This window comes from Advenella mandrilli (genome assembly GCF_016595155.1).
Lineage (GTDB): Bacteria > Pseudomonadota > Gammaproteobacteria > Burkholderiales > Burkholderiaceae_B > Advenella > Advenella mandrilli.
The window spans coordinates 27,722-50,611 of record NZ_JAENGP010000004.1 but is presented as its reverse complement, the minus strand read 5'-3'; the positions used below and the strand labels follow the sequence as shown (position 1 = coordinate 50,611).

Here is a 22,890-nt window from a genome sequence, read left to right as displayed (position 1 = left end):
TGCAGTTAAATTGCAAGTGCTTGTTTACAGGACCTGTGTAATAGCCTTGGCAACGTAATCGATATTACGGCTGTTAAGTGCGGCAACGCAGATCCGTCCGCTTGATACTGCATAAACACCGTGCTCGTTGCGCAGGCGATCTACCTGTTCGGAAGTGAGGCCTGAATAAGAGAACATGCCACGCTGTGACAGGACAAAATCAAAGTTCTGTGTAACGCCGTGTTCCTTGAGTTTGGCAACCAGTTGCTGACGCATCTCACGAATACGGTTACGCATACCAGCCAGTTCTTCTTCCCACAGAGCGAACAGTTCAGGAGAATTAAGTACGCTGCTTACAATCGTGCCACCATGGGTCGGTGGATTGGAGTAGTTGGTGCGAATGACGCGTTTGACCTGACTTAATACCCGTGTGGACTCATCGGCACTACTGGTAATCAGGGTTAATGCACCAACCCGTTCGCCGTACAGGGAGAATGATTTGGAGAAAGAAGAGCTGATAAACATGGAAATGCCTTGGTCTGCAAACAGGCGAACCACTTTTGCATCTTCTTCAAGGCCATCACCAAAGCCTTGGTAGGCAATGTCAAGAAAAGGAATAAGGTCTTTTTCCTGGACAAGCTGGACAATTTGTTTCCACTGGTCAAGGGTGGGGTCAACACCGGTTGGGTTATGGCAGCAGGCATGCAGAATGACGATGGATTTGGCTGGCATGTTTTTGAAAGAGGCCAGCATGCCTTCGAAATCCAGACCATGGGAAGCGGCATCGTAGTAGGCATAGTTTTCGACTGTAAAACCGGCGCGTTCAAAAAGAGCACGGTGATTTTCCCAGCTTGGGTTGCTGATGAATACTTTTGAATCGGGGGTGATTTGCTTCAGGAAGTCTGCGCCAATTTTAAGGGCACCGGTTCCACCCAGTGCCTGGAAGGTAAGGGTTCGTCCTTCTTTGGCCAAGGGTGACTCTTTACCCAGCAGCAGTTCCTGTGCACCCTTGTTGTAATTCTTGAGGCCTTCGATAGGCAGGTAGCCGCGCGCCGCAGCCGCTTCAATGCGGGCCACTTCTGCTTTATGCACGGCTTTCAACAAAGGAATGCGTCCTTCGTCGTCATAATATACGCCTACGCCCAAATTAACTTTAGAAGAGTGGGTGTCAGCGTTATATTGTTCGTTCAGGCCAAGAATAGGGTCGCGAGGAGCCAGCTCGACAGATTCAAAAAGTGTGGTCATCTTCTGATATGCGGCGGATTTGCCGAAGTTGTTAAATAAAGAGGATAATGTATGATTGCAAGTTTGTTTTCAATCAGATCATTAAAGTAAAAGTCTAGCATGAGTGAACCAGGTTTCATAGAATATCCGGGCAGTCCTTTTAAGCTGTATCAGCCATACCCACCCGCCGGAGACCAGCCCAAAGCCATTGAATCCTTGACTGAAGGGATTCGGGATGGCCTGATGTTTCAAACTTTGCTAGGCGTGACGGGTTCGGGAAAAACGTACACAATGGCCAATACCATCGCACAACTTGGCAGACCGGCCTTGGTTCTGGCACCCAATAAAACTCTTGCTGCACAATTATACGCTGAAATGCGCGAGTTTTTTCCACATAATGCCGTTGAATATTTTGTTTCTTATTACGATTATTACCAACCTGAAGCTTACGTGCCTACGCGTGATCTGTTCATAGAAAAAGACTCATCAATTAACGAACATATCGAGCAGATGCGTCTTTCAGCGACAAAAAGCCTGCTTGAGAGACGGGATACGGTTATTGTTGGAACGGTGTCGTGCATTTACGGTATTGGTAATCCGGCCGACTATCATGCCATGGTGCTTATTTTGCGTGCCGGAGACCAGATTCCCCGGCAAGAGCTTTTAGGCAGGCTTGTCGCTATGCAATACGAGCGTAATGATGTTGATTTTGACCGTGGTTGCTTTAGGGTACGTGGCGAGGTGATTGATATATTCCCTGCGGAAAGTGCCGAACTGGCAGTGCGGTTAACGCTTTTTGATGATGAAATTGAAACGCTGGAGCTTTTTGATCCGTTAACGGGCAAGGTCAGGCAAAAAGTACCGCGCTTTACGGTATACCCCAGTTCGCACTACGTTACGCCACGCGATACCGTTTTGCGCGCCATTGAAACCATCAAATCCGAGTTGCGCGACAGGGCTCAGTATTTTATTGATAACCATCATTTAGTCGAGGCGCAAAGAATAGAGCAACGCACCCGTTTTGATATAGAAATGCTGCAGGAACTGGGCTTTTGCAAGGGGATCGAGAACTATTCGCGTCATTTGTCTGGTGCGGCACCGGGTGATCCACCGCCCACCCTGATTGATTACCTGCCTGAAGATGCCCTGATGTTTTTTGACGAGAGCCACGTCATGATGGGGCAATTGCGTGCCATGTATCGCGGTGACCGCTCACGCAAGCAAACGTTGGTGCAATTTGGTTTCAGGCTGCCTTCCGCCCTTGATAACCGGCCACTCAAGATGGAAGAATTCGAGCAACGCATGCGGCAAAGTGTTTTTGTGTCCGCGACCCCTGCCGATTATGAAAAAGAACATTCAGACAATATTGTTGAGCAAGTGGTGCGTCCTACCGGGCTTATAGACCCGATTGTTGAAGTGCGTCCTGCCACCACCCAGGTGGATGATTTGCTGGGTGAAGCCAAATTGCGCATTGCCCAGGGTGAGCGGGTATTGGTAACCACCTTAACCAAGCGCATGGCCGAAGACCTGACTGACTACCTGACAGAAAACGGGCTTAAAGTACGCTATCTGCATTCTGATATTGATACGGTTGAGCGGGTGGAAATCATTCGTGACTTGCGTCTGGGGCATTTTGATGTATTGGTGGGTATTAACCTTTTACGCGAAGGGCTGGATATTCCCGAAGTGTCTTTGGTGACTATTTTAGATGCGGATAAAGAAGGGTTTTTACGTTCTGAACGTAGTCTGATTCAAACCATTGGAAGGGCAGCGCGCAACCTGAATGGCAAGGCTATTTTATATGCAGATCGTATTACCGACTCTATGCACAGAGCGATTGGTGAAACGGAAAGGCGCCGTAACAAGCAGATGGCGCATAATCAAGCGCATGGTATTACGCCCAAAGGCGTTCGTAAAGCGGTCAAGGAAATGATCGATGGCGTGATTTCCAATGCTGCCCAGGAAATCCTGGACAATCAAATGGAGTTCATTGATGTGATTGGCGATGAGAAATCATTGGCACGTGAAATCAAGCGCCTTGAAAAACAAATGCACGATCATGCGCGCAACCTGGAGTTTGAACAGGCTGCTGCAGCACGGGATACCTTAAACCGCCTTAAACAAAAAGCGTTGTTAAGTTGAATGGGGCATTCATTTATGCACGGAATTCTTTAACTTGAATAAAGGCGTCGTTATTGGCGCCTTTATATCTTTATATTGTTAACCTGCCGTTTCTGTTACTTCATCCCCAGCCGTTTAGCCAGTTTATGGAGATTGCTGGCATCCATGTCCAGCAGTCGTGCCGCATTGGCCCAATTTTGTCCACTTTGCTCCAGAGCTGCCTGAACAAGATCCTGCTGAAAAATCCTGAGCGCCTCATTCATGGGCTGTATGGCTGGTTTTCGGCTGGCAGGAGGTGTCACGAAAATGCTGGGCTGTGCTTCAGCCTGATTGAATATGACCGGCTGATTATTAACGATGTCCAGATACTGGGGCTCAATACTTAAAATGCTGTTTCGGGATGCGCCGCCGCCAAGCATTTTAATGGCGGCCCTGCTGATAATATGTTCCAGTTCCCTGACGTTGCCGGGCCAGTCATAAGCCATTAATGCCTGTTCGGCCTCTTTGGTCAGCCGGATGCCACGTAAACCAAGACGGGTCCGGTTGAACTCCAGAAAATAACCCGCCAGCATCAAGATGTCTTTGCCTCGCTCACGTAATGGCGGAATATGAATGGGGTACACCGAAAGCCGATGATACAAGTCTATCCTGAAACTGCCATCTAGCGTGCTGGCCTTAAGGTCACGGTTGGTGGCGGCAATAATTCTTACGTCCACTTTTTTTGATTTATCGGCACCCAGCCGCTGGATCTCACCATTTTGCAGGGTACGCAACAGTTTTGCCTGAATGTTCAGGGATAACTCGCCCACTTCATCCAGAAAAATCGTGCCCCCATGGGCCGCTTCAAAACGTCCGGGCCGTTCAGTTTCGGCGCCTGAAAAGGCACCTTTTACATGACCAAATAACTCACTTTCAGCCAGGTTTTCAGGCAAGGCAGCACAGTTGACATGAATCATGGATTTGTGGCTGCGTTTTGAGTGGCGATGAATATGTTGGGCAAACAGGTCTTTGCCCACCCCCGTTTCACCCAATAGCAAAACGGGCAGGTTGGCATCGGCAATCACATTCAGTTCTTGCATTAATTTGCGGATGGGTTCACTTTGCCCGATGATTTCCTGCTCGGTTTGGATAGCGGTACGCTGACCGGAAGCGATGCTTAATTGCCGCAGGCTTTTATTGTCTTTTTCCAGTTGCGTCATGCGTATGCAGGTTTGTATTAGCAAAGCATACCGGGAAAGAATATCAATGGACTCTTCGGTAAACGTATCCTCAATGGCGTCAAGCGTGATGGCGCCCCATAATTTTCCTTCTATATACAGGCTCATGCCCAGGCAGTCATGCACTAACAAAGGCTCACCGGCCCGGTCATCCAGCAGGCCATCATAAGGGTCGGGTAGGGGAATGTGCGGTTCGAACAGTATGGGTTCGCGCCTGGACAAGATAGCAGCAAAGCGGGGGTGTTCTGAAATCTTGAAACGGCGACCAAGGGCTTCATGAACCAGACCCTTGGCGGAAACCAGCTTGAGGGCATCATCATCAATAGCCAATAGACCAACCGCTCCGCAATTGAACTGGGTTTGAATGGTCTGGACCAGCCTTTCCAGTCTTAATGCACTTGGCAGTTCATCGTTCATATCGGCAAGAACGCTATACAGCATGGTGTTTTTTACCTTCTTTATGGTTAAATTTACCCTGATCAATAAGGGTATTATATACCATAAAACTTTCAAGTCATTGATAATTAGAATAAAAAAATATTGGCACGAATATTGCTTATTGTTCCTTGAGCATTAACTAAGGAGTTCGCACAATGAGCGTTCTATTGAAAAGGAAAATCGAATCGGATCAGGTGCCTTCTATTATTCAGAAACTGAAACTTGATAATGAAAAGCCGGATGTACTTATTCCGTACATTCAGATCAATTTTCACGATAAGCATCGGGCCCAGTTACCTGCGCTAATCGAGCTGTCCAGAAAAATAGAAATAGTACATGAAGATGATCCTGATTGTCCGGTGGGATTGGCTGATGTCCTGACAAATATTTGGCAGGAACTGGACAGTCACATGCAGAAAGAGGAAAGAGTGCTATTTCCCATGCTGCTTAAGGGCATGAAAGAAATGGCACGCACACCGATTTCGGTCATGTTGCTTGAGCATGAACAGCACGAACAGGGAATTGACAGGTTGCTGAAAGTGACTGGGAATCTGTTTTTACCAGATAGCGCTTGCGGCTCATGGGAAAAATTATATTCTGGAATAGGGGAGTTTGTTGAAGATCTGCGATTACATCTAGCACTTGAAAATGAAGTCTTGTTTAAATAAAAGTAAATTTCTGGCTGATGCTGGCTACTAATGAAACATAACGCCAATACAGTTAATTTAAGGAATTAAAATGGGTAGTTATAAAAAATTATGGTGGACGCTAATTGCAGTTCTTGCGATTACGTTCAGTATTCTGGGATATTTCGGTGTCGAGGTATATCGCAATGCGCCGCCTATTCCTGGTAAGGTTGTTACGGCTTCCGGTGATGTCATGTTCACCAAGGAAGATATTCTTGATGGACAAAATGCCTGGCAACAGGCTGGCGGCATGCAGGTTGGTTCTGTTTTTGGCCATGGTGCATTACAGGCACCGGACTGGACTTCAGACTGGCTGCATCGCGAATTGGTTGCGTGGCTGAATCTGGCTTCCCTGGACGAATATGGTATTCCCTATGAGCAAACCTCGGAAGAGCAAAAAGCGATTCTAAAAGTCAAGCTTAAAAAAGAGTATCGTACCAACACCTATAATCTTGAAAAAGATGAAATGCTGGTGTCTGATCGGCGTGTGGCTGCGATGAAAAACACGGCTGACTATTATGTAGCCTTGTTTGGTGACGACCCGGCACTGGATGGCTCACGTGAAAGCTTTGCCATGAAAACCAATACGCTGCCAGGTGAGCAAGACCGTTTCGACATGGCCAAGTTTTTCTTCTGGACTGCCTGGACCGCTTCAACAGAACGCCCGGATTACAACAATGCCACTTACACCAACAACTGGCCACATGAGCCATTGATTGATAACGTTCCGACGCCTGAAAACATAATCTGGTCAATTATCAGTGTGGTTGTGCTAATTGCCGGCGTTGGTTTTCTGGTGTGGGGCTGGGCTTTCCTGCGGAAAGAGGACCATGAGGAACACAAGGCGCCTGATCGTGATCCTATTACCACGTTTGTCTTGACGCCGTCACAAAAAGCATTGGGTAAATACTGCATTCTGGTTGTTGCCCTGTTTGTTTTCCAAGTGTTTATGGGTGGTGCAGTAGCACACTATACCGTAGAAGGGCAAACTTTCTATGGCATTGAGCTGTCAAAATGGTTCCCATATTCACTATTAAGAACCTGGCACTTGCAGACTGCCTTGTTCTGGATTGCAACCGGATTCCTGGCTGCAGGTTTATTCCTGGCACCAATTATCAACGGTGGTAAAGATCCAAAGTATCAAAAACTGGGCGTTGACATTCTTTTCTGGGCCTTGATTGTCCTGGTTGTTGGCTCTTACATCGGTAACTATCTGGCTATTGCCAATATCATGCCTCGTGAACTGAACTTCTGGTTTGGTCACCAGGGGTATGAGTACCTTGAACTGGGTCGTTTCTGGCAAATCGTTAAATTCCTTGGCGTGGCTTTCTGGCTGGTTCTGATGATGAATGGTGTGATCAGTGCGCTTCGTCAAAAAGGTGACAAGCACCTGCTGATTCTGTTCACGGCATCCTGCATTTGTATCGGTTTATTCTACGGTGCCGGTTTGTTCTATGGTGAGCGCTCTCACATCACTGTAATGGAATACTGGCGCTGGTGGGTGGTTCACCTGTGGGTTGAAGGCTTCTTTGAGGTGTTCGCAACCACAGCCCTGGCCTTTATTTTCTCTTCTATGGGCCTGGTTTCAAAACGCATGGCAACTGCTGCCAGCCTGGCTTCCGCTTCTTTGTTTATGCTGGGCGGTGTTCCCGGTACCTTCCACCACATGTACTTTGCGGGCACAACTACACCTGTAATGGCCGTTGGCGCTTCTTTCAGTGCGCTTGAAGTGGTACCTCTGGTTGTGTTGGGCTACGAAGCCTGGGAAAACTGGAGACTGAAAACCTTGGCCCCATGGATGGAAAATCTTCATTGGCCATTGGTATTCTTCATTGCCGTTGCCTTCTGGAATATGTTGGGTGCCGGTGTGTTCGGTTTCATGGTTAACCCACCTGTTGCGCTGTATTACATCCAGGGTCTGAACACAACTGCGGTTCACTCTCATGCTGCCCTGTTTGGTGTTTATGGGTTCCTGGCGCTTGGTTTTGTTCTGCTGGTCTTGCGTTATATCCGTCCAAACATGGTGTTTAGTGCCGGTCTGATGAAAACTGCTTTCTGGTGCCTGAACCTGGGCCTGGTTGGCATGATCGTGACCAGCTTGTTGCCTATCGGTATTATCCAGTTCCATGCCAGCCTTAGCGAAGGCATGTGGTATGCAAGGGGTGAAGCCTTCCTGCAACAGGATATACTTGAAACCTTGCGCTGGATTCGCACCTTCAGTGATGTCGTGTTCATCGTAGGTGCCCTGGCGGTTGCATGGCAGGTATTCATCGGTGTAACCGGTAAGTCCGAGCAGATCGAAGGAAAAACAGCTTACGCTTCCTAAGCCTATGCTTTCTATAACTTGATGGGTGGCCTGGTTCTTATGGATCAGGCCATTTTTATAAAAACAGCTGTTAGGGATTTCAGCCTGCCATTAGCGTGATAAGTGGTTGTGTTGTTTGGCAAGGTAATTACATTACCTAAGAATGATCCTTCAATAAAATTAACAATATTTTTTGCTTCAGGCTATCCGATGGAGCAAAAAATACAAAAAATTCGGTTGGTTTTTTCGTTTTTACCCGAAACGGTTACAAGTTAACCGTTCATAAAAGCCGGGCTGGCATGAATTTCAATTAGGGGAACTGTTCAGATACGGTATATTGATGTAGACTTTTGCTCTTGCCGCCGTAAAAAAGTGGCGTATTTTTTATTATTCACAAGCACTCATATGCATTTCTCACTGGCCTCTAAAGTTCTCATTGGTATTATTATTATTTTTACAGCTGCTTCGGTTGTTATCGTTGGCAAGCTGGAAACGCATTATGTTTCAGAGACAGTAAAAATAAAGCAGGCCTCTGAAAAACATAATGAGGCGATTATCAACTCCTTAACTAACATGACCCAAAACGTCAGTTTTTCGCCAGAAGAACCGACCATGATTTATACCGGATATATTATGGGTGCTGGTTATTCGGCTTATCAGTTTCGTGCCACGCAAGATCAGGTATTACGGGTAAACCTGAAAGGGGATGACATTCTGGACATGGTTTTATTTGGGCTTGATACCAAGATCCTGGAGCGGGATGCCGACTTCATGATTCCTGTGGATGGGCTTTATGAACTCCGGGTTATGTTCAAGGAAAGCGAGGAAGACCAGCAGGAAAAGGCTGCGCTTGACAATACAGCGCAGGCAGTTCCTTATACCATCACACTAACCCTGAAATAGCATTTTATTGCGGGCCGGTTTTCTTTTCACCCCCCAAGGCGCCAACCAGATCATCCAGTAAATTGGCCAGCTCCGCACACATCAGTGTCATATCGGCATCAAAACGCTCGGCGTCATCCATATTTGAAAAGTCACTGCCTTCTGTCAGGATATCCAGCGGTGTGATGCGCTTGATGTCCAGCGAATCGTTCAGGATAAATGAAACCCTGTCTGCCCAGGTCAGTGCCAAGCGAGTGCAATGCTTGCCGGCCTCGATATGTTTGGTCACATCTTCCTTTTCAGGGGTTTGACGCACATAACGGACGGTCGCGCGGTTTTCGGCACTGGAACGTAGCTCAACGTCCTGGTCAACACTGAAGTTTGCCGGTGCTTCATCCTGAAGCAGCCATTCGGTCATGGCGGCAGAAGGGGATTGTTCGGTAAACAGGCTTTGAACGGGCAAAGGGTCAAGTACCTTTGCCAGCATACCAATCACCTCATCGGATTTGGCTGCAGCGGCTGCATCAATAACCAGCCAGTGGTTTGTGGTGTCTATCCACACTTTGGTATCACGGAAAATACTAAACGCTTTGGGTAGTAACTCTTCGGTAACCTGTTCCTTGATTTCCTTAAGTTGCTTGCGGCCGGGCCTGTAGCCTTGCTGCTCTTCAATTTCAAGGGCTTTTGCCTTGGTAAACTGGTTAATGACAGTGGCGGGAAGCAGTTTTTTTTCAACGCGTAGCGCCAGCAGATATTGGCCATTAAGTGCATGTACCAAAGCACCATTTTCGCAAGGGGAAACCCAGCCCATGTTTTGCATATCCGACCGGTTACCAGGCTGAAAAAGCTGTTTTTCAAGCTTGGACTCGAGATCCTGGACAGAAAGTTGCCAAGTGGGAGATAGACGAAAGACTTTCAGGTTTTTGAACCACATATTTTTCTGCCAAAAGTATCGATTTTAACGTATGAAGGCAAAAAAAACCTGCCAGGGTTGCTGGCAGGTAAATACGGGGGCGCGTGCAACGCAAAAACTGCGAGGCGCTGCACTGCGATGAGAAACAAATGCTGCCAAAAGGGAATTAAGCATTTGGCAAGATGATTTGCCCTCATTTATTAACTATAAAGATTGCATCTGACAATGTCCTGAATTGATTGGTTAAACAGGTTAATATTTAATGTTAGGTGAAATTATGCAAATAATGTCACTGCTGTGTATTTGTACAGTATAATTTAATGCGATAATACCGTATTAAGTTTATTTTGAAGTCACCCAATTAAGGACCCTCCATGGACGACAAACAATCCAAAGCAGCATCAGCAGAACGCGCAAAGGCCCTGGCAGCCGCCTTGTCCCAAATAGAAAAACAATTTGGCAAAGGCTCCGTCATGCGTTATGGCGACAACGAGGTCGCGCATGACATCAAAGTGGTTTCCACCGGTTCACTGGGCCTGGACATCGCACTGGGTGTTGGTGGTTTGCCACGGGGTCGGGTGGTTGAAGTTTACGGCCCTGAATCTTCCGGTAAAACAACACTTACCCTGCAGGTTATTGCCGAAATGCAAAAAATTGGTGGCACCTGCGCCTTTGTCGATGCCGAGCATGCCCTTGATGTCCAGTATGCGTCCAAATTGGGGGTCAACTTAAGCGATTTGCTCATCTCCCAGCCAGATACCGGCGAGCAGGCCCTTGAAATCACCGATGCCCTGGTTCGCTCAGGCTCGGTAGATTTAATCGTTATCGACTCGGTGGCTGCCTTAACCCCCCGTGCCGAGATTGAAGGCGATATGGGCGACAGTTTGCCAGGCCTTCAAGCCCGTTTAATGAGCCAGGCGCTACGCAAGTTAACGGCCTCTATCAAACGAACCAATTGCATGGTTATTTTCATTAACCAGATCCGCATGAAAATCGGTGTTATGTTTGGTAGCCCCGAAACCACAACGGGCGGTAATGCCCTTAAGTTTTACGCATCCGTCCGTCTGGATATTCGACGCATCGGATCCATCAAGAAAGGCGATGAAATCATCGGTAACGAAACCCGGGTTAAAGTGGTTAAAAACAAGGTTGCGCCTCCCTTCAAGCAGGCCGAATTCGACATCATGTACGGTGCCGGTATTTCCCGTCAGGGTGAGATTATTGATCTTGGCGTTCAGGCTGGCATTGTAGACAAAGCCGGTGCCTGGTATAGCTACAATGGCAATAAAATAGGCCAAGGTAAAGACAATGTTCGCGAATACCTTAAAGAGCACGCAGACATGGCTTTTGAAATTGAAAACCGGGTTCGTGAAAATATGGGCATTATTGCCCAGGCACAAACCGTTGCGCCTACCAGCGATGAAGCTGAAGCCTAACACAAGGCTCTCGTTCCCACGCACTAGCGTGGGAACGTCTGTCATGCGTTTACCAGGCATCAGTTTCAGCCAGAATTCTCGTTCCTCATTCTCATGCTCTCGCGTGGGAATGCATATCAAATGAATCGCTATTATTTTAATAATTCAGATGATGACGATGATGATTTTGAAACGGTTCGTGTTTCAAAATCATCGCCTGTACCTGCAGCATCCAGCCCTGCCAGGGCGGGACGCTCAGGTAGTTCTTCCCAGGGCAGGGGGCCGTTTGCCCGTAGCTCTAGCCAGCCATCACAAGACAACAGCCAGGAAATTGTTCGAACCTCTGATTTACAAAAAGCAAAAAATGCCAGCAAAGCCGCCCATAAAAAAACAGGCCTATCTTTGCTGGCCAGAGCCATCAACCTGCTTTCCCGTCGCGAACATTCCGAACTTGAGCTAAGCCGAAAACTGCTTCCTCATGCCGAGTCCCCAGAAGAGCTAGAGCAAGTGCTGGCCCGTTTAAAAAAAGAAAACTGGCAATCAGACCAGCGTTTTACCCATACTTTTGCCCAACAAAAATCAACAAAATGGGGTACGGCAAAAATTCTTCAAGAGTTGAAACAGCATAAGCTGGATGCCGAAGATATGGTAGAAATTAAAGAAGAACTGGCACAAACCGAGCAACAACGTGCTTATGAGGTTTGGTTCAAGAAGTTTCGGGGCGTCAAGTATGAAACACCCCAGGAATACGCCCGGCAAATGCGCTTTTTACTATCCCGGGGGTTTAGTTCTGATGTGGTACGGAAGATTGTGGGTGGGGGGTATTTTGAAGATTAATGCAGTCCTTGAAAGCACCAGGACCCTTTTCGTACAGAAAACCAAGTACCAAAAAAAGCAAAGTACAACGTAGCATAAATGAAGCTCCCCAGTTCATTCCCACGCGGGAACGTGGCAACAAGCATACGGCCTGAGTCCGGTGCAATACCGAATTCAAGCCTTGGCTTCCTGGTTTTTAACTGCCCAACCTTTGGGAAGCAACTCACTCCCGCGTGGGAATGCCTATCAAGCCCCAGTTTCAGCTAAAATACGCTCGGCTTCTTCCTTAACCCTTGCCGGTGCAGTACCGCCAATATGATTGCGTGAAGACACGGATCCTTCCAGCGTTAGCACTTCAAACACATCCTCTTCAATGCTGGCATTGAATTCCTGAAGTTGTTCAAGGCTTAAGTCAGCCAGATCGCAGCCGGATTCTTCGCATTTACGCACCGCCAGGGCGACCGCTTCGTGCGCGTCACGGAAAGGCAGGCCTTTTTTAACCATATAATCGGCCAGGTCAGTGGCAGTAGAAAAGCCTTGCAGGGCAGCGGCACGCATGTTCTCTGCCTTAACCTTGATACCGCCAACCATGTCAGCAAAAATGGTTAAGGTATCACGCAGGGTATCGGCCGAATCAAACAGGCCTTCCTTGTCTTCCTGGTTATCTTTGTTGTAGGCCAGTGGCTGGCCTTTCATAAGGGTAAGCAGGGCAATCAGGTTGCCATTAACACGGCCGGTTTTGCCACGGGCCAGCTCGGGGACGTCGGGGTTTTTCTTTTGCGGCATGATGGAGCTGCCAGTGCAGAAACGGTCGGCCAGTTCAATAAAGCCAACGCGTGGGCTCATCCATAAAATCAGCTCTTCAGACAGGCGGGAAATATGGGTCATGACCAATGAAACAGCGGCGCAGAATTCAATCGCAAAGTCGCGGTCGGAAACGGCATCCAGGGAGTTGCGGCAAACACCGTCAAACGCAAGGGTGCGTGCCACGCGCTCACGGTCAATCGGGTAAGAAGTGCCGGCCAGGGCAGCCGCACCCAAAGGCAATTGGTTAACCCGCTTGCGGCAGTCTTGCAGACGCTGGGCATCGCGGGCAAACATTTCGGCGTAAGCCAGCAAGTGGTGGCCAAAAGTGACGGGCTGGGCAACCTGTAAATGGGTAAATCCGGGCATGATGGTATTGTGGTGCTCAAGCGCCACAGTGGCCAGTGCGTGACGTAATTGCACCAACAATTGAGCCGAAACGTCAATTTCTTCTCGCAGCCATAAGCGGATATCGGTAGCCACCTGGTCATTGCGTGAGCGGCCGGTATGCAAACGCTTGCCGGCATCACCAATCAGCTCAACCAGACGTTTCTCAATATTCAGGTGAACATCTTCAAGATCAAGCAGCCACTCAAACTGGCCCTGTTCAATCTCAGCCAGGACTTGTTGCATGCCTTGTTGAATGTCAGCCAGGTCTTGTGCAGAAATTACCCCAACATGAGCCAGCATATCAGCATGGGCCAAAGAGCCCTGGATATCAAAGCGGGCCAGCCGTTTATCAAAATCAACCGACGCCGTATAGCGCTTAACCAGATCTGAAACGGGTTCGCTGAAACGGGCAGACCAGGCCTGTGCCTTGTTGTCAAATTGATTTTGCGGGGATGTATTGTTGGACATAATTTTGTGCGAGTATGATAAAAATAAAAATGGAAGAAGAAATTTATACTAATTATAAGTATTTTAATCGTTGATAAAGCGCAACTGTGTTTTAATTAAAAGTTTAATGGATATTTAAGTTTTTCTATCATGGAAGCACCTATTTTAATCGCTTTGGCTCAAATTAATGCAACGGTAGGGCGTTTTGCAGACAATGCGGCGCTTATCGTGCGGGCGGCACAAAAGGCCCATGAGCATGGCGTAGATATTCTTGTTTTGCCAGAATTGGCATTGGTTGGCTATCAAGCCGAAGATTTATTGCTACGCCCTGAATTCATTAAGAAACAGGCTTCCGAATTTGAAAACTTATGTGCCAAACTGGCGGGCTTTACTGGCCTGCATGTATTAATAGGGCATGTTGTCAAAACGGCCAAAGGCATACACAATTGTGCTTCTTTGGTGGTTAATGGCAAGGTTAAAGGGGCTTATTTCAAGCAGGAATTGCCCAATTATTCGGTCTTCGATGAAAAACGCTATTTTACAGCCGGTAGTCAATCTTTTACGTTTACGCTGAAGGGACATTGTTTTGGTGTTGCCATCTGCGAAGACACCTGGCTGCCCCATGTACCCGAACAGGCGGCCAGTGCCGGGGCGCAAACACTGTTAGTGCTCAATGCCTCTCCTTACACCATGAATAAAGATGACCAGCGTATCGAGGTCATGCAGAACAACATCTGTAAACATAGTATGGCTGTTGTCTATTGCAATATGGTGGGCGGACAAGATGAACTGGTTTTTGATGGCAATTCTTTTGTACTGAACGGGCAAGGGCAGCTGGTTCAGGAACTGAACACTTTTGTTCAGGCTTTGGGTATTGTGAAATTGCAAACCAATGCCTTAACAGCTGAACAGGCCTTGCCACTTGCCCAAGCACAGCAAAATAATATCCTGCCCTTTAATGATTTACATAAAAACAATGCCGAACCGCCAGAGTCTGAAGTATGGCGGGCACTGGTGTTGGCCACGCAAGATTATCTTGGCAAGAATTTTTTTAAAAAAGCTTTGCTGGGCTTGTCAGGCGGCATCGATTCTGCCGTTGTGCTGGCTATTGCGGTAGATGCCCTGGGCGCCCAACATGTGCAGGCGGTCATGATGCCGTCAGAATACACGGCGGATATTTCCGTGACTGATTCCCAGGACATGGCGCAACGATTGGGCATTAGCTACCATGAGGTTGCCATTGCCAGCATGTTTGAGGCTTACCTAAGCACCTTGTCGCCCATTTTCGGAAATCTGCCGCTTGATACTACCGAAGAAAACCTGCAGGCACGTATTCGCGGAACCCTGTTAATGGCCATGTCCAACAAGTTTGGTTCGGTTGTGTTAACCACCGGCAATAAGTCTGAACTGGCAACCGGCTACTGCACCTTGTATGGCGATATGGCAGGTGGTTTTGCCATGCTTAAAGATTTGCCCAAAACCTGGGTTTACCGTCTTGCTCAATGGCGCAATACCATTACGCCGGCTATTCCGGAAAGAATTATCACCCGACCTCCGTCGGCCGAGCTAAGGCCCGATCAAACCGATCAGGACAGCTTGCCAGAGTATGATATTCTTGATGGCATCATCGAACGAATGATGGAGCAGGACCAGTCATCAGAAGAAATTATTGCGGCCGGCTATGACCGTCATGAGGTTGAGAAAGTGGCCCGTCTGTTAAGAATCAATGAATACAAACGCCGGCAGGGGGCACCGGGACCCAAGTTAACGCGTAGGGCATTTGGCCGGGACTGGCGCTATCCAATTACCAATGGATATCCTTTCTAGCCTCATTCAATGGCATGGACAGGTTAAAATCGTTAACAATAAACATAGTAATCGAAGGACAGACAAGGTGAAATTAGTAACTGCAATTATCAAGCCTTTCAAACTCGATGAGGTTCGCGAAGCCTTGGCTGAAATTGGCGTCAGTGGCATGACCGTCACCGAAGTCAAGGGCTTCGGGCGCCAGAAAGGACATACCGAGCTTTACCGTGGTGCAGAGTATGTCGTGGATTTCCTGCCCAAAGTAAGAATTGAACTGGCCATCCCCGACAATCAGGTCGATTCTGCCCTTGAAGCCATCGTTAAGGCGGCCCGAACAGGAAAAATTGGCGACGGCAAAATCTTTGTTACTCATATCGAAAAAGCCGTTCGTATCCGTACCGGTGAACAGGATGACCAGGCACTCTAGGCAACAAGACCGTCAGGCATTCTAGCACCAGTGTTTTTATGCTACATTCTGTTTTTTGTTTTGACTTGCTGCCGGAATGATTTCATTCCAGAATGCAGGCAAAAAGCATTCGGTCACCAGTAGGGGTTGTCCGTCTTTCCAGAATGTAGAACGTCTGGCAAGTGTTGGTTTAATCGGAACAGGACGCAAAACCTGGGCCAGCGTGTGGTAAATGGGCATGGTTCTTTTAACAAGCCCGCACTCAAAGTTGGAGCGCGTAATAGCACGATCGTTGTAAAGAATGTCAGCCAAAGGACGGGTTCTTAATTTCCTGATACCTTGCCATACACCATGTGATGCTTTTAAAGGAGTCAGGCTGCGTGCGGCAACCGCCGGAATGCCATTGATGGACATTAAAATCTCACGTACCCATACGGGACTGGATGTATATTGCCGGCAAGTACCTGCCTCATCAAAAGGCAGGCTTTGTATGCATTCTTTCAAGATCTTTATTTCAACGTTGCCAAGTTGTCGCAAACCGCTTGTTAGTGCGCCAGGACGAAACAACCACTGCTTTTGTATGCGGTTAAGTTTTGGCGGAGATGCTATTAGCCAGTTTGGAGTATCTGTATAAGTGTTCATTACAACAAATGTTCATTTTTTTATTAATGGAATATATCAATAATTCACTCAGTATTGAGTTGAAATGCTAAAAAATTTGAGAAATACATGGAAAAAACAAGAATTTCTAAACTCATGTCCGAAAAAGGGATATGTTCACGCCGTGAAGCAGATGCCTATATTGAACGTGGGTGGGTAAAAGTTGACGGCAGGGTAGTTGGCTTAGGCGACAAAGCCTACCCTAACCAGACTATCACACTTGATAAAATGGCGCAGGCTAGGCAAACCGCCAGGGTAACCATTATCCTGAACAAGCCGGTTGGCTATGTATCCGGGCAGGCAGAAAGCGGATACCGCCCGGCAGCCACCCTGATTACGGCCGATCGTCAGTTTGATAAAAGCCGTCAACGATTTGAATCCGGGCATCTGCGCGGCCTGGCGCCGGCAGGCAGGCTGGATATTGATTCACAGGGTTTGCTGGTGCTAACCCAGGATGGTCGCATTGCCAAGCAGCTAATTGGTGAAGACTCTGAAGTGGAGAAAGAATATCTGGTCAGGGTTGAAGGAAGAATTCAGGGCAATGGCCTGAACCTGCTTAATCATGGCCTGACACTGGACGGACAGGCCTTGCGTCCCGCAGAAGTTTCATGGTTGAATGATGATCAGTTAAAATTCATTTTGCACGAAGGAAAAAAACGGCAAATTCGTCGTATGTGTGAGTTGGTAGGCCTTAAAGTAGTTGGGTTAAAACGGGTTCGCATGGGTAATGTCGCATTGGCAGACTTGCCAGTAGGGCAATGGCGTTATTTAAAAGGCCATGAGCGCTTCCTTTAACATTAATTGGAAATAGTATGAGTATAAAAAATCTGGTAAATTTCACTATACTTGGGGTCACTTTTTTTCTTGCCGGTTGCGATACCATAGAGTTGTTTCCCGATGATCGCAAAGGAGGGACCTTGCTTAGTGATGTCCCGATCGTGCCCGCCGAGCCGATACCTGACAGACAACCGTCAGAGCTGCCCCGGCAGCCAGCGGGGGTTGCGTCTTCTCTTGTGATCTATGTTTCCTCAAAGACACCGTTAGCGGGTTATATTCCCGTCCAGCAAAGTGGTCAGCTTATTTATGTTGATCCCAGCCAAACGCTAACCAGAAATGATTTGCAAAACGCAGTTGCCAAACAGGATGGCTCAGGCAATGTTTTTATTGATTTGCATTTTTCCGGGCAGGGCAGTGCAAAACTTGCCAATTTTACCAGCCGTAATGTGGGTAAAGATTTAACCGTGACCATGAATAACAAGCTGGTATCAATTTTAGCCATTGGCGAGACTATTAGCACTGGCCATTTGTTTGTTCCCATGAGCACAGCTGCTCAGGCCAGTGATCTTGAACAGCGAATTCAGGACGGTGAGTAATTAAGCTAACAATGCTTATGAACTGACCCCAATTTACTTCCGGGCAAGCAAATTTATTCAATAAAGACTGCCCGGGTTTGGCATAATGCCAAACCCGGGCTTTTTTCATTAAATGTCAAGGGTGGCAATGACAGGGGTGTGGTCTGAAGGTTGCTCATTTCTGCGGGGTTGTTTATCTATGACGCATTCAGTACATAAATCCCGTAATGGCTTTGAAAGCAGAATATGGTCAATTCGTAAGCCAGCATTGCGCCTAAAGCCCATCATGCGGTAATCCCACCAGCTGAATAATTTTTCTTCCTGTTCAAACAGGCGAAAAGAGTCGGTCAGGCCCAAATCGAGTAAACGCTGGAAAGCCTCGCGCTCAGGTGGTGAAACCAGAATGTCGCCATTGTATTTATCATGTGCATCGCGGTCTTCAGGGGCTACGTTATAGTCACCTAAAACAGCCAGATTGGGATATTTCTCAAGTTGTTGTTCCAGATACTGGTGCAGGGCCTTGAACCATTCAAGCTTATAGGTGTATTTATCACTATCCAATGAACTTCCATTGGGACAGTAGGCGCAAATAATGCGAATATCCCCAATTGAAGATGGCACGGTAATACTGACCAGTCTTTGCTGTGCATCAACGAAAAACGGGTTATTCAGTGTAATATCAACAGGCGCTTGTCTGGAAATAATGGCCACGCCGTTATAGGTTTTCTGGCCGGTCCAGGCGCAGTGATAGCCTATTTCTTTAAAAGCATCAAGCGGAAATTTATCGGTTTCCTGCTTCAGTTCCTGAAGACACAGGGCATCAACGGGGTTTTCCTGTAGCCAGGCAATCACTTGCGGCAATCTAACCTTAAGTGAATTGACGTTCCAGGTTGCGATTTTCATGTATTAATAAATCCTTTGAGATAGAAGGCGATCTGGGTTAAATTAAAAGGCTATTTTAGTTCAAAATAATATTTATGTTTTTTTACCAAAAGGATTGAAGAGATGAGCGAGATTTTTGTAGTTGCTGGTGTTAGAACGGCTATTGGTGATTTTGGCGCTTCGTTAAAAGATATACCTCCATGTGAATTGGGCAGTACGGTTATTAAAGAGGCTCTTTCCCGGGCTAATCTTGATGGCGTTGACGTTGGCCACGTTGTGGTAGGTCATGTCGCCAATACCGAGTCCCGCGATATGTATGTTTCCCGAGTGGCTTCCGTTAATGCAGGCGTTTCTATTGAAACCCCTGCATTCAATGTCAACCGTCTTTGTGGTTCAGGCTTGCAGGCTATTGTTTCTGCAGCCCAGTCAATTATGTTGGGTGATGCCTCGGTTGCCGTGGCTGCGGGTGTTGAAAACATGAGCCGGGCACCTTATATTCTGCCCGCCCATCGTTTTGGCGCCCGCATGGGTGACAGTGTCGCCATGGACATGATGACCGGCGCGTTGTCTGACCCTTTTGAAAAAATCCATATGGGTGTCACCGCTGAAAATGTCGCCAAAAAATTCAATATTACCCGTGAAGAGCAAGATGCCTTGGCGGTGGAATCCCATCGCCGGGCCATTCATGCGATTGATAATGGCTACTTTAAAGATCAAATTATTCCAATCGTGCAAAAAACACGTAAAGGTGATGTAATATTTGATACCGATGAGCATGCGCGCCGGGATATCACGCTTGAAGGGCTGGCTAAACTCAAGCCGGTTTTTGTTCGTGAAAACGGTACGGTAACGGCTGGTAATGCATCAGGAATCAATGATGGTGCCGGCGCCGTAGTATTGATGAACGCCCAAGAAGTGAAGCAGCGTAACCTGCAACCGCTGGCTCGATTGGTTGCCTATGCGCACGCTGGTGTAGAGCCGGGAATCATGGGTATCGGCCCGGTCCCCGCTACGCAAAAGGTATTGGCCAAGGCTGGTCTTACCATTAATGACCTTGATGTTATCGAGGCAAACGAAGCTTTTGCGGCACAAGCCTGCGCAGTGAGCAAAGCGCTTGGCTTTGATCCGGCAAAAGTCAATCCTAATGGCAGTGGCATTAGCTTGGGGCATCCCATTGGTGCAACCGGTGCCATTATTACAGTAAAAGCCTTGTACGAGCTGCAACGTATTCAAGGCAAATACGCACTGGTTACCATGTGTATTGGTGGTGGCCAGGGTATTGCAGCAATTTTTGAGCGAGTTTAATGGCAAGCAGAAAGTTGGAACCCCATCCTGTCTATGATGCACCCGCAATGTCAGAACAGGATGGCATACGATATTTACATTTCGACAGTGTCTGGATGCAAGGCGCCATGCAGGTTTCAAAACCTTCGCGCCTTGTTTTTGAATATACCGAGCAAATGATGGCCTGGTTACTGTTCCTGTCTCCCCCCAAAGATAAAAATATTGGTATTTTGGGCCTGGGAGCCGGTGCATTAACACGCTTTTGCCTCAGGCATACGCAAAGCCAAACCATCACCGTAGAGTGGAACCCGATGGTAACGGCGATATGCCAGTCTTACTTTCGTTTGGGTGATCACAAAAGGCACGCCATGATCCATGATGATGCCCATGAGTGGGTCACCGACCCACTCAATCACGACCGCTGTTCCGTGCTCATGGTGGATTTATACGACTATACCGCGCAGGGGCCGGTTTGCAACTCATTGGTGTTTTACCAGGGTTGCCGTCGTGTATTGGGTGATCTGGGTATTGCGGTTATTAATCTGTTTGGGCATCACCCCAGTTTTCATTCCAACATCAGGAATATCAACAAAGCCTTCGCAAACCGGGTAATTATGTTTCCCGAAACAGAGGACGGAAACCGGATAGTTCTGGCTTTTACCGGGCCGCCCCTTGAAATTGAAGAAGAAGTTTTGGCTGCTCGTGCGGCCGATGTCGAGCGCCGTTATGGTTTACCTGCCACAAAGTGGGTAAAGCTCTTGTCAGGCGAGCATAAAATGAAGGGTCTGTTGAAGTTCTAACAAACTTGTAATGACGCATGCTGGTTTTTACCAGTGTTACTGGTATATGGCCTGTGTGAGAATTTAGAATTTATTACTTAGTCGGAGTTGTTATGTTGGCAAAAAAATTCAAATCGGGTCTAGGGGCTACTTTAGTGGCTGCAATAGTCGCCTCTAATCTGGCTTACGCACAAGAAAAATCTGTAGCCATTACAGCCATTGTCGAGCACCCGGCACTTGATTCAGTTCGTGACGGTGTCATAGAGGCGCTTGAAAAAAACGGCTATATAAAAGGCAAAAACCTTGATCTTGATTACCAGAGCGCACAAGGCAATACAGGCACGGCAGCACAAATTGCACGCCAGTTTATTGGTGATAAACCCGATGCCATTGTGGCTATTGCCACCCCTTCGGCCCAGGCTGTTGTAGCCGCCACCAAGCAAGTTCCCGTGGTATATTCCGCCGTAACCGACCCGGTTGCCGCGCAACTGGTTTCAACCGTCGAGGCATCGGGTAGCAATGTCACCGGAGTATCCGATGTGCTTGAGCTTGAAAAACAGGTAGACCTGATCAAACGCGTTGTTCCCAATGCCAGGAAAGTAGGGATGGTCTATAACCCCGGAGAGGCCAACTCTGCAGTTGTTGTTAAGCGACTGCACGAGTTGCTACCCAAAGAAGGTATGGAGCTAATAGAAGCTGCGGCGCCCCGTTCTGTTGATGTGGGTTCTGCCGCACGAAGCCTGATTGGTAAAGTTGATGTTATTTATACTAACACCGACAACAACGTGGTTTCTGCCTATGAAGCGCTGGTCAAAGTGGGCAATGAAGCTGACATCCCCTTAATTGCTTCTGATACTGACAGCGTTAAGCGTGGTGCCATTGCCGCCTTGGGTATCAACTATAAAGACCTGGGCATCCAGACGGGTGAAATCGTGGTCCGTATTCTGAAAGGTGAAGATCCAGGCACTATTCCTTCACAAACCAGTTCCAAACTGGAATTGTACGTCAACCCTGCAGCGGCAAAAAACCAGGGGGTCGAACTATCTGAAGATCTCTTGAAGTCAGCCGCCGTGGTTGTAGAATAAAAAATATTGAATTACAAATCCTGTTTTATCCGGGTTTGTGATTCATGCTGGCATTTAGCGGTATTGATATATACCGTTGTACCTTACCCGACCACAATTACTAATAAACATGTCCTTATTTTCATCTCTTGGTGCGTTTGAGCTGGGTTTTATTTACAGTCTGGTAGCACTTGGTGTGTTCATTTCATTTCGGATCTTGCGCTTTCCTGACCTGACTGTTGATGGCACATTTGCTACCGGTGGGGCCATTGCCGCTCTGGTTATCAGCCTTGGTGGCGACCCTTTTCTGGCAACCGCACTGGCGATGCTGGCCTGTGCATTGGCCGGCATGATAACGGGTTGGTTAAACGTCAAGCTGGGCATTATGGATTTACTGGCCAGCATTCTCATGATGACTGCCCTGTATTCCATTAATCTCCGGATTATGGGTGGACCAAATATACCGCTCATCTTCAATGACACGGTGTTTTCAATCCTGCAACCTGCTTTCATCGATGACTATGTCTGGCGACCGTTGCTTTTGCTCTTCGTTGTGTTAATGGCCAAATTTCTGTTAGACCGTTACTTTGCCACCCAATCCGGACTGGCCATGCGTTCAACCGGCTCAAACCTGCGGATGGCCAGGGCGCAAGGCATATCAACCGATCGCATGGTTATGTTGGGCATGGCCATATCAAACGCGTTGGTCGGACTGGGTGGCGCATTGTTTGCGCAATCCCAGGGGGGGTCAGATATATCAATGGGAATAGGTACCATTGTGATTGGGCTGGCCGCGGTGATTGTTGGACAAAGCATTATTCCTGCCCGAAGGTTTGTTTATGTAACGCTGGCGGTTATTATTGGCGCCGTGCTGTATCGCTTTTTTATTGCCCTGGCTTTAAACAGTGATTTTGTCGGGCTCAAGGCACAAGACCTTAACCTGGTTACGGCTTTACTGGTTACTTTTGCGCTAATTTTGCCTAAACTTAATAAAATGCTAAAGGCGAAAAAAGGTTAACA

At 47.7% G+C, this 22,890-nt stretch carries 20 protein-coding genes; 14 read left to right on the top strand and 6 right to left on the bottom strand.

All coding sequences use genetic code 11. The features are described from left to right. Positions 1-24: 24 nt before the first annotated feature. On the bottom strand, positions 25-1,224 hold the full coding sequence (locus tag JHL22_RS04660) for an amino acid aminotransferase (protein ID WP_200234443.1): 1,200 nt from the start codon (positions 1,222-1,224) through the stop codon (positions 25-27). A gap of 99 nt (positions 1,225-1,323) precedes the next feature. On the opposite strand from JHL22_RS04660, the gene uvrB reads away from it, so the two are divergent. Beyond that, positions 1,324-3,345, top strand: coding sequence for an excinuclease ABC subunit UvrB (uvrB, locus tag JHL22_RS04655; RefSeq protein WP_200234441.1), 2,022 nt, complete (start codon positions 1,324-1,326; stop codon positions 3,343-3,345). A 95-nt stretch (positions 3,346-3,440) separates the two neighbouring features. Here uvrB and norR read toward each other — a convergent pair whose 3' ends face one another. Further along, positions 3,441-4,982: a nitric oxide reductase transcriptional regulator NorR gene (gene norR / locus JHL22_RS04650; RefSeq protein WP_200234439.1), complete on the bottom strand. Its 1,542-nt coding sequence runs from the start codon at positions 4,980-4,982 to the stop codon at positions 3,441-3,443. 152 nt (positions 4,983-5,134) lie between these two features. Here norR and JHL22_RS04645 point away from each other — a divergent pair, with 152 nt between their 5' ends. The 3 genes from JHL22_RS04645 (at position 5,135) to JHL22_RS04635 (ending at position 8,873) form a co-directional block, all read left to right on the top strand. Further along, positions 5,135-5,647 carry a hemerythrin domain-containing protein gene (locus tag JHL22_RS04645; RefSeq protein ID WP_200234437.1) on the top strand — a complete coding sequence of 171 codons (513 nt, stop codon included), beginning with the start codon at positions 5,135-5,137 and terminating at the stop codon, positions 5,645-5,647. A 70-nt stretch (positions 5,648-5,717) separates the two neighbouring features. Further along, positions 5,718-7,991 (top strand): nitric-oxide reductase large subunit, encoded by a 2,274-nt coding sequence (locus JHL22_RS04640; RefSeq protein ID WP_200234430.1) that lies wholly within the window; start codon positions 5,718-5,720, stop codon positions 7,989-7,991. A 384-nt stretch (positions 7,992-8,375) separates the two neighbouring features. Next, a complete protein-coding gene (locus JHL22_RS04635) occupies positions 8,376-8,873 on the top strand; it encodes a hypothetical protein (RefSeq protein WP_200234428.1) in 498 nt (165 codons plus the stop codon). Between the two features lie 4 nt (positions 8,874-8,877). On the opposite strand, the gene JHL22_RS04630 is transcribed toward JHL22_RS04635, so the two are convergent. Then, positions 8,878-9,786 carry a recombination-associated protein RdgC gene (locus tag JHL22_RS04630; protein ID WP_200234426.1) on the bottom strand — a complete coding sequence of 303 codons (909 nt, stop codon included), beginning with the start codon at positions 9,784-9,786 and terminating at the stop codon, positions 8,878-8,880. Positions 9,787-10,139: 353 nt separating this feature from the next. Here JHL22_RS04630 and recA point away from each other — a divergent pair, with 353 nt between their 5' ends. Both recA and recX read left to right on the top strand, forming a co-directional pair. Beyond that, complete coding sequence (gene recA, locus JHL22_RS04625; RefSeq protein WP_200234424.1) at positions 10,140-11,201, top strand: recombinase RecA; 1,062 nt, start codon at positions 10,140-10,142, stop codon at positions 11,199-11,201. A gap of 120 nt (positions 11,202-11,321) precedes the next feature. Continuing rightward, positions 11,322-12,017, top strand: coding sequence for a recombination regulator RecX (gene recX, locus JHL22_RS04620; protein ID WP_200234422.1), 696 nt, complete (start codon positions 11,322-11,324; stop codon positions 12,015-12,017). Positions 12,018-12,242: 225 nt separating this feature from the next. On the opposite strand, the gene argH is transcribed toward recX, so the two are convergent. Next, a complete protein-coding gene (argH, locus tag JHL22_RS04615; RefSeq protein ID WP_200234420.1) occupies positions 12,243-13,658 on the bottom strand; it encodes an argininosuccinate lyase in 1,416 nt (471 codons plus the stop codon). Positions 13,659-13,787: 129 nt separating this feature from the next. Here argH and JHL22_RS04610 point away from each other — a divergent pair, with 129 nt between their 5' ends. Together JHL22_RS04610 and JHL22_RS04605 are read left to right on the top strand one after the other, a co-directional pair. Next, a complete protein-coding gene (locus JHL22_RS04610) occupies positions 13,788-15,464 on the top strand; it encodes an NAD+ synthase (RefSeq protein WP_200234418.1) in 1,677 nt (558 codons plus the stop codon). A 67-nt stretch (positions 15,465-15,531) separates the two neighbouring features. After that, the gene (locus JHL22_RS04605; protein WP_200234416.1) at positions 15,532-15,870 is read left to right on the top strand and encodes a P-II family nitrogen regulator; all 339 of its coding nucleotides are present in this window, start codon (positions 15,532-15,534) and stop codon (positions 15,868-15,870) included. A 36-nt stretch (positions 15,871-15,906) separates the two neighbouring features. On the opposite strand, the gene JHL22_RS04600 is transcribed toward JHL22_RS04605, so the two are convergent. Beyond that, entirely contained in the window at positions 15,907-16,491 is a 585-nt protein-coding gene (locus JHL22_RS04600; protein WP_200234414.1) for a chorismate--pyruvate lyase family protein, read from the bottom strand. Positions 16,492-16,578: 87 nt separating this feature from the next. Between JHL22_RS04600 and JHL22_RS04595 the strand changes: the two genes are divergently transcribed. Together JHL22_RS04595 and JHL22_RS04590 are read left to right on the top strand one after the other, a co-directional pair. Further along, on the top strand, positions 16,579-17,304 hold the full coding sequence (locus JHL22_RS04595) for a pseudouridine synthase (protein ID WP_200234413.1): 726 nt from the start codon (positions 16,579-16,581) through the stop codon (positions 17,302-17,304). 17 nt (positions 17,305-17,321) lie between these two features. Beyond that, a complete protein-coding gene (locus JHL22_RS04590) occupies positions 17,322-17,882 on the top strand; it encodes a SecDF P1 head subdomain-containing protein (RefSeq protein WP_200234411.1) in 561 nt (186 codons plus the stop codon). Between the two features lie 108 nt (positions 17,883-17,990). Here the strand turns inward: JHL22_RS04590 and xth are convergent, their stop codons facing one another. After that, the gene (xth, locus tag JHL22_RS04585) at positions 17,991-18,764 is read right to left on the bottom strand and encodes an exodeoxyribonuclease III (protein WP_200234409.1); all 774 of its coding nucleotides are present in this window, start codon (positions 18,762-18,764) and stop codon (positions 17,991-17,993) included. A 102-nt stretch (positions 18,765-18,866) separates the two neighbouring features. Between xth and JHL22_RS04580 the strand changes: the two genes are divergently transcribed. The 4 genes from JHL22_RS04580 to JHL22_RS04565 all read left to right on the top strand — a co-directional run bounded on the left by JHL22_RS04580 (position 18,867) and on the right by JHL22_RS04565 (position 22,888). Next, a complete protein-coding gene (locus tag JHL22_RS04580; RefSeq protein WP_200234407.1) occupies positions 18,867-20,048 on the top strand; it encodes an acetyl-CoA C-acyltransferase family protein in 1,182 nt (393 codons plus the stop codon). Beyond that, positions 20,048-20,827 carry a spermidine synthase gene (locus tag JHL22_RS04575; protein ID WP_200234405.1) on the top strand — a complete coding sequence of 260 codons (780 nt, stop codon included), beginning with the start codon at positions 20,048-20,050 and terminating at the stop codon, positions 20,825-20,827. Before JHL22_RS04580 ends, JHL22_RS04575 begins: the two co-directional genes overlap by 1 nt. A 92-nt stretch (positions 20,828-20,919) precedes the next feature. Continuing rightward, positions 20,920-21,891: an ABC transporter substrate-binding protein gene (locus JHL22_RS04570; protein WP_200234403.1), complete on the top strand. Its 972-nt coding sequence runs from the start codon at positions 20,920-20,922 to the stop codon at positions 21,889-21,891. Between the two features lie 109 nt (positions 21,892-22,000). Further along, the gene (locus tag JHL22_RS04565; protein WP_200234401.1) at positions 22,001-22,888 is read left to right on the top strand and encodes an ABC transporter permease; all 888 of its coding nucleotides are present in this window, start codon (positions 22,001-22,003) and stop codon (positions 22,886-22,888) included. Positions 22,889-22,890: the final 2 nt, after the last annotated feature.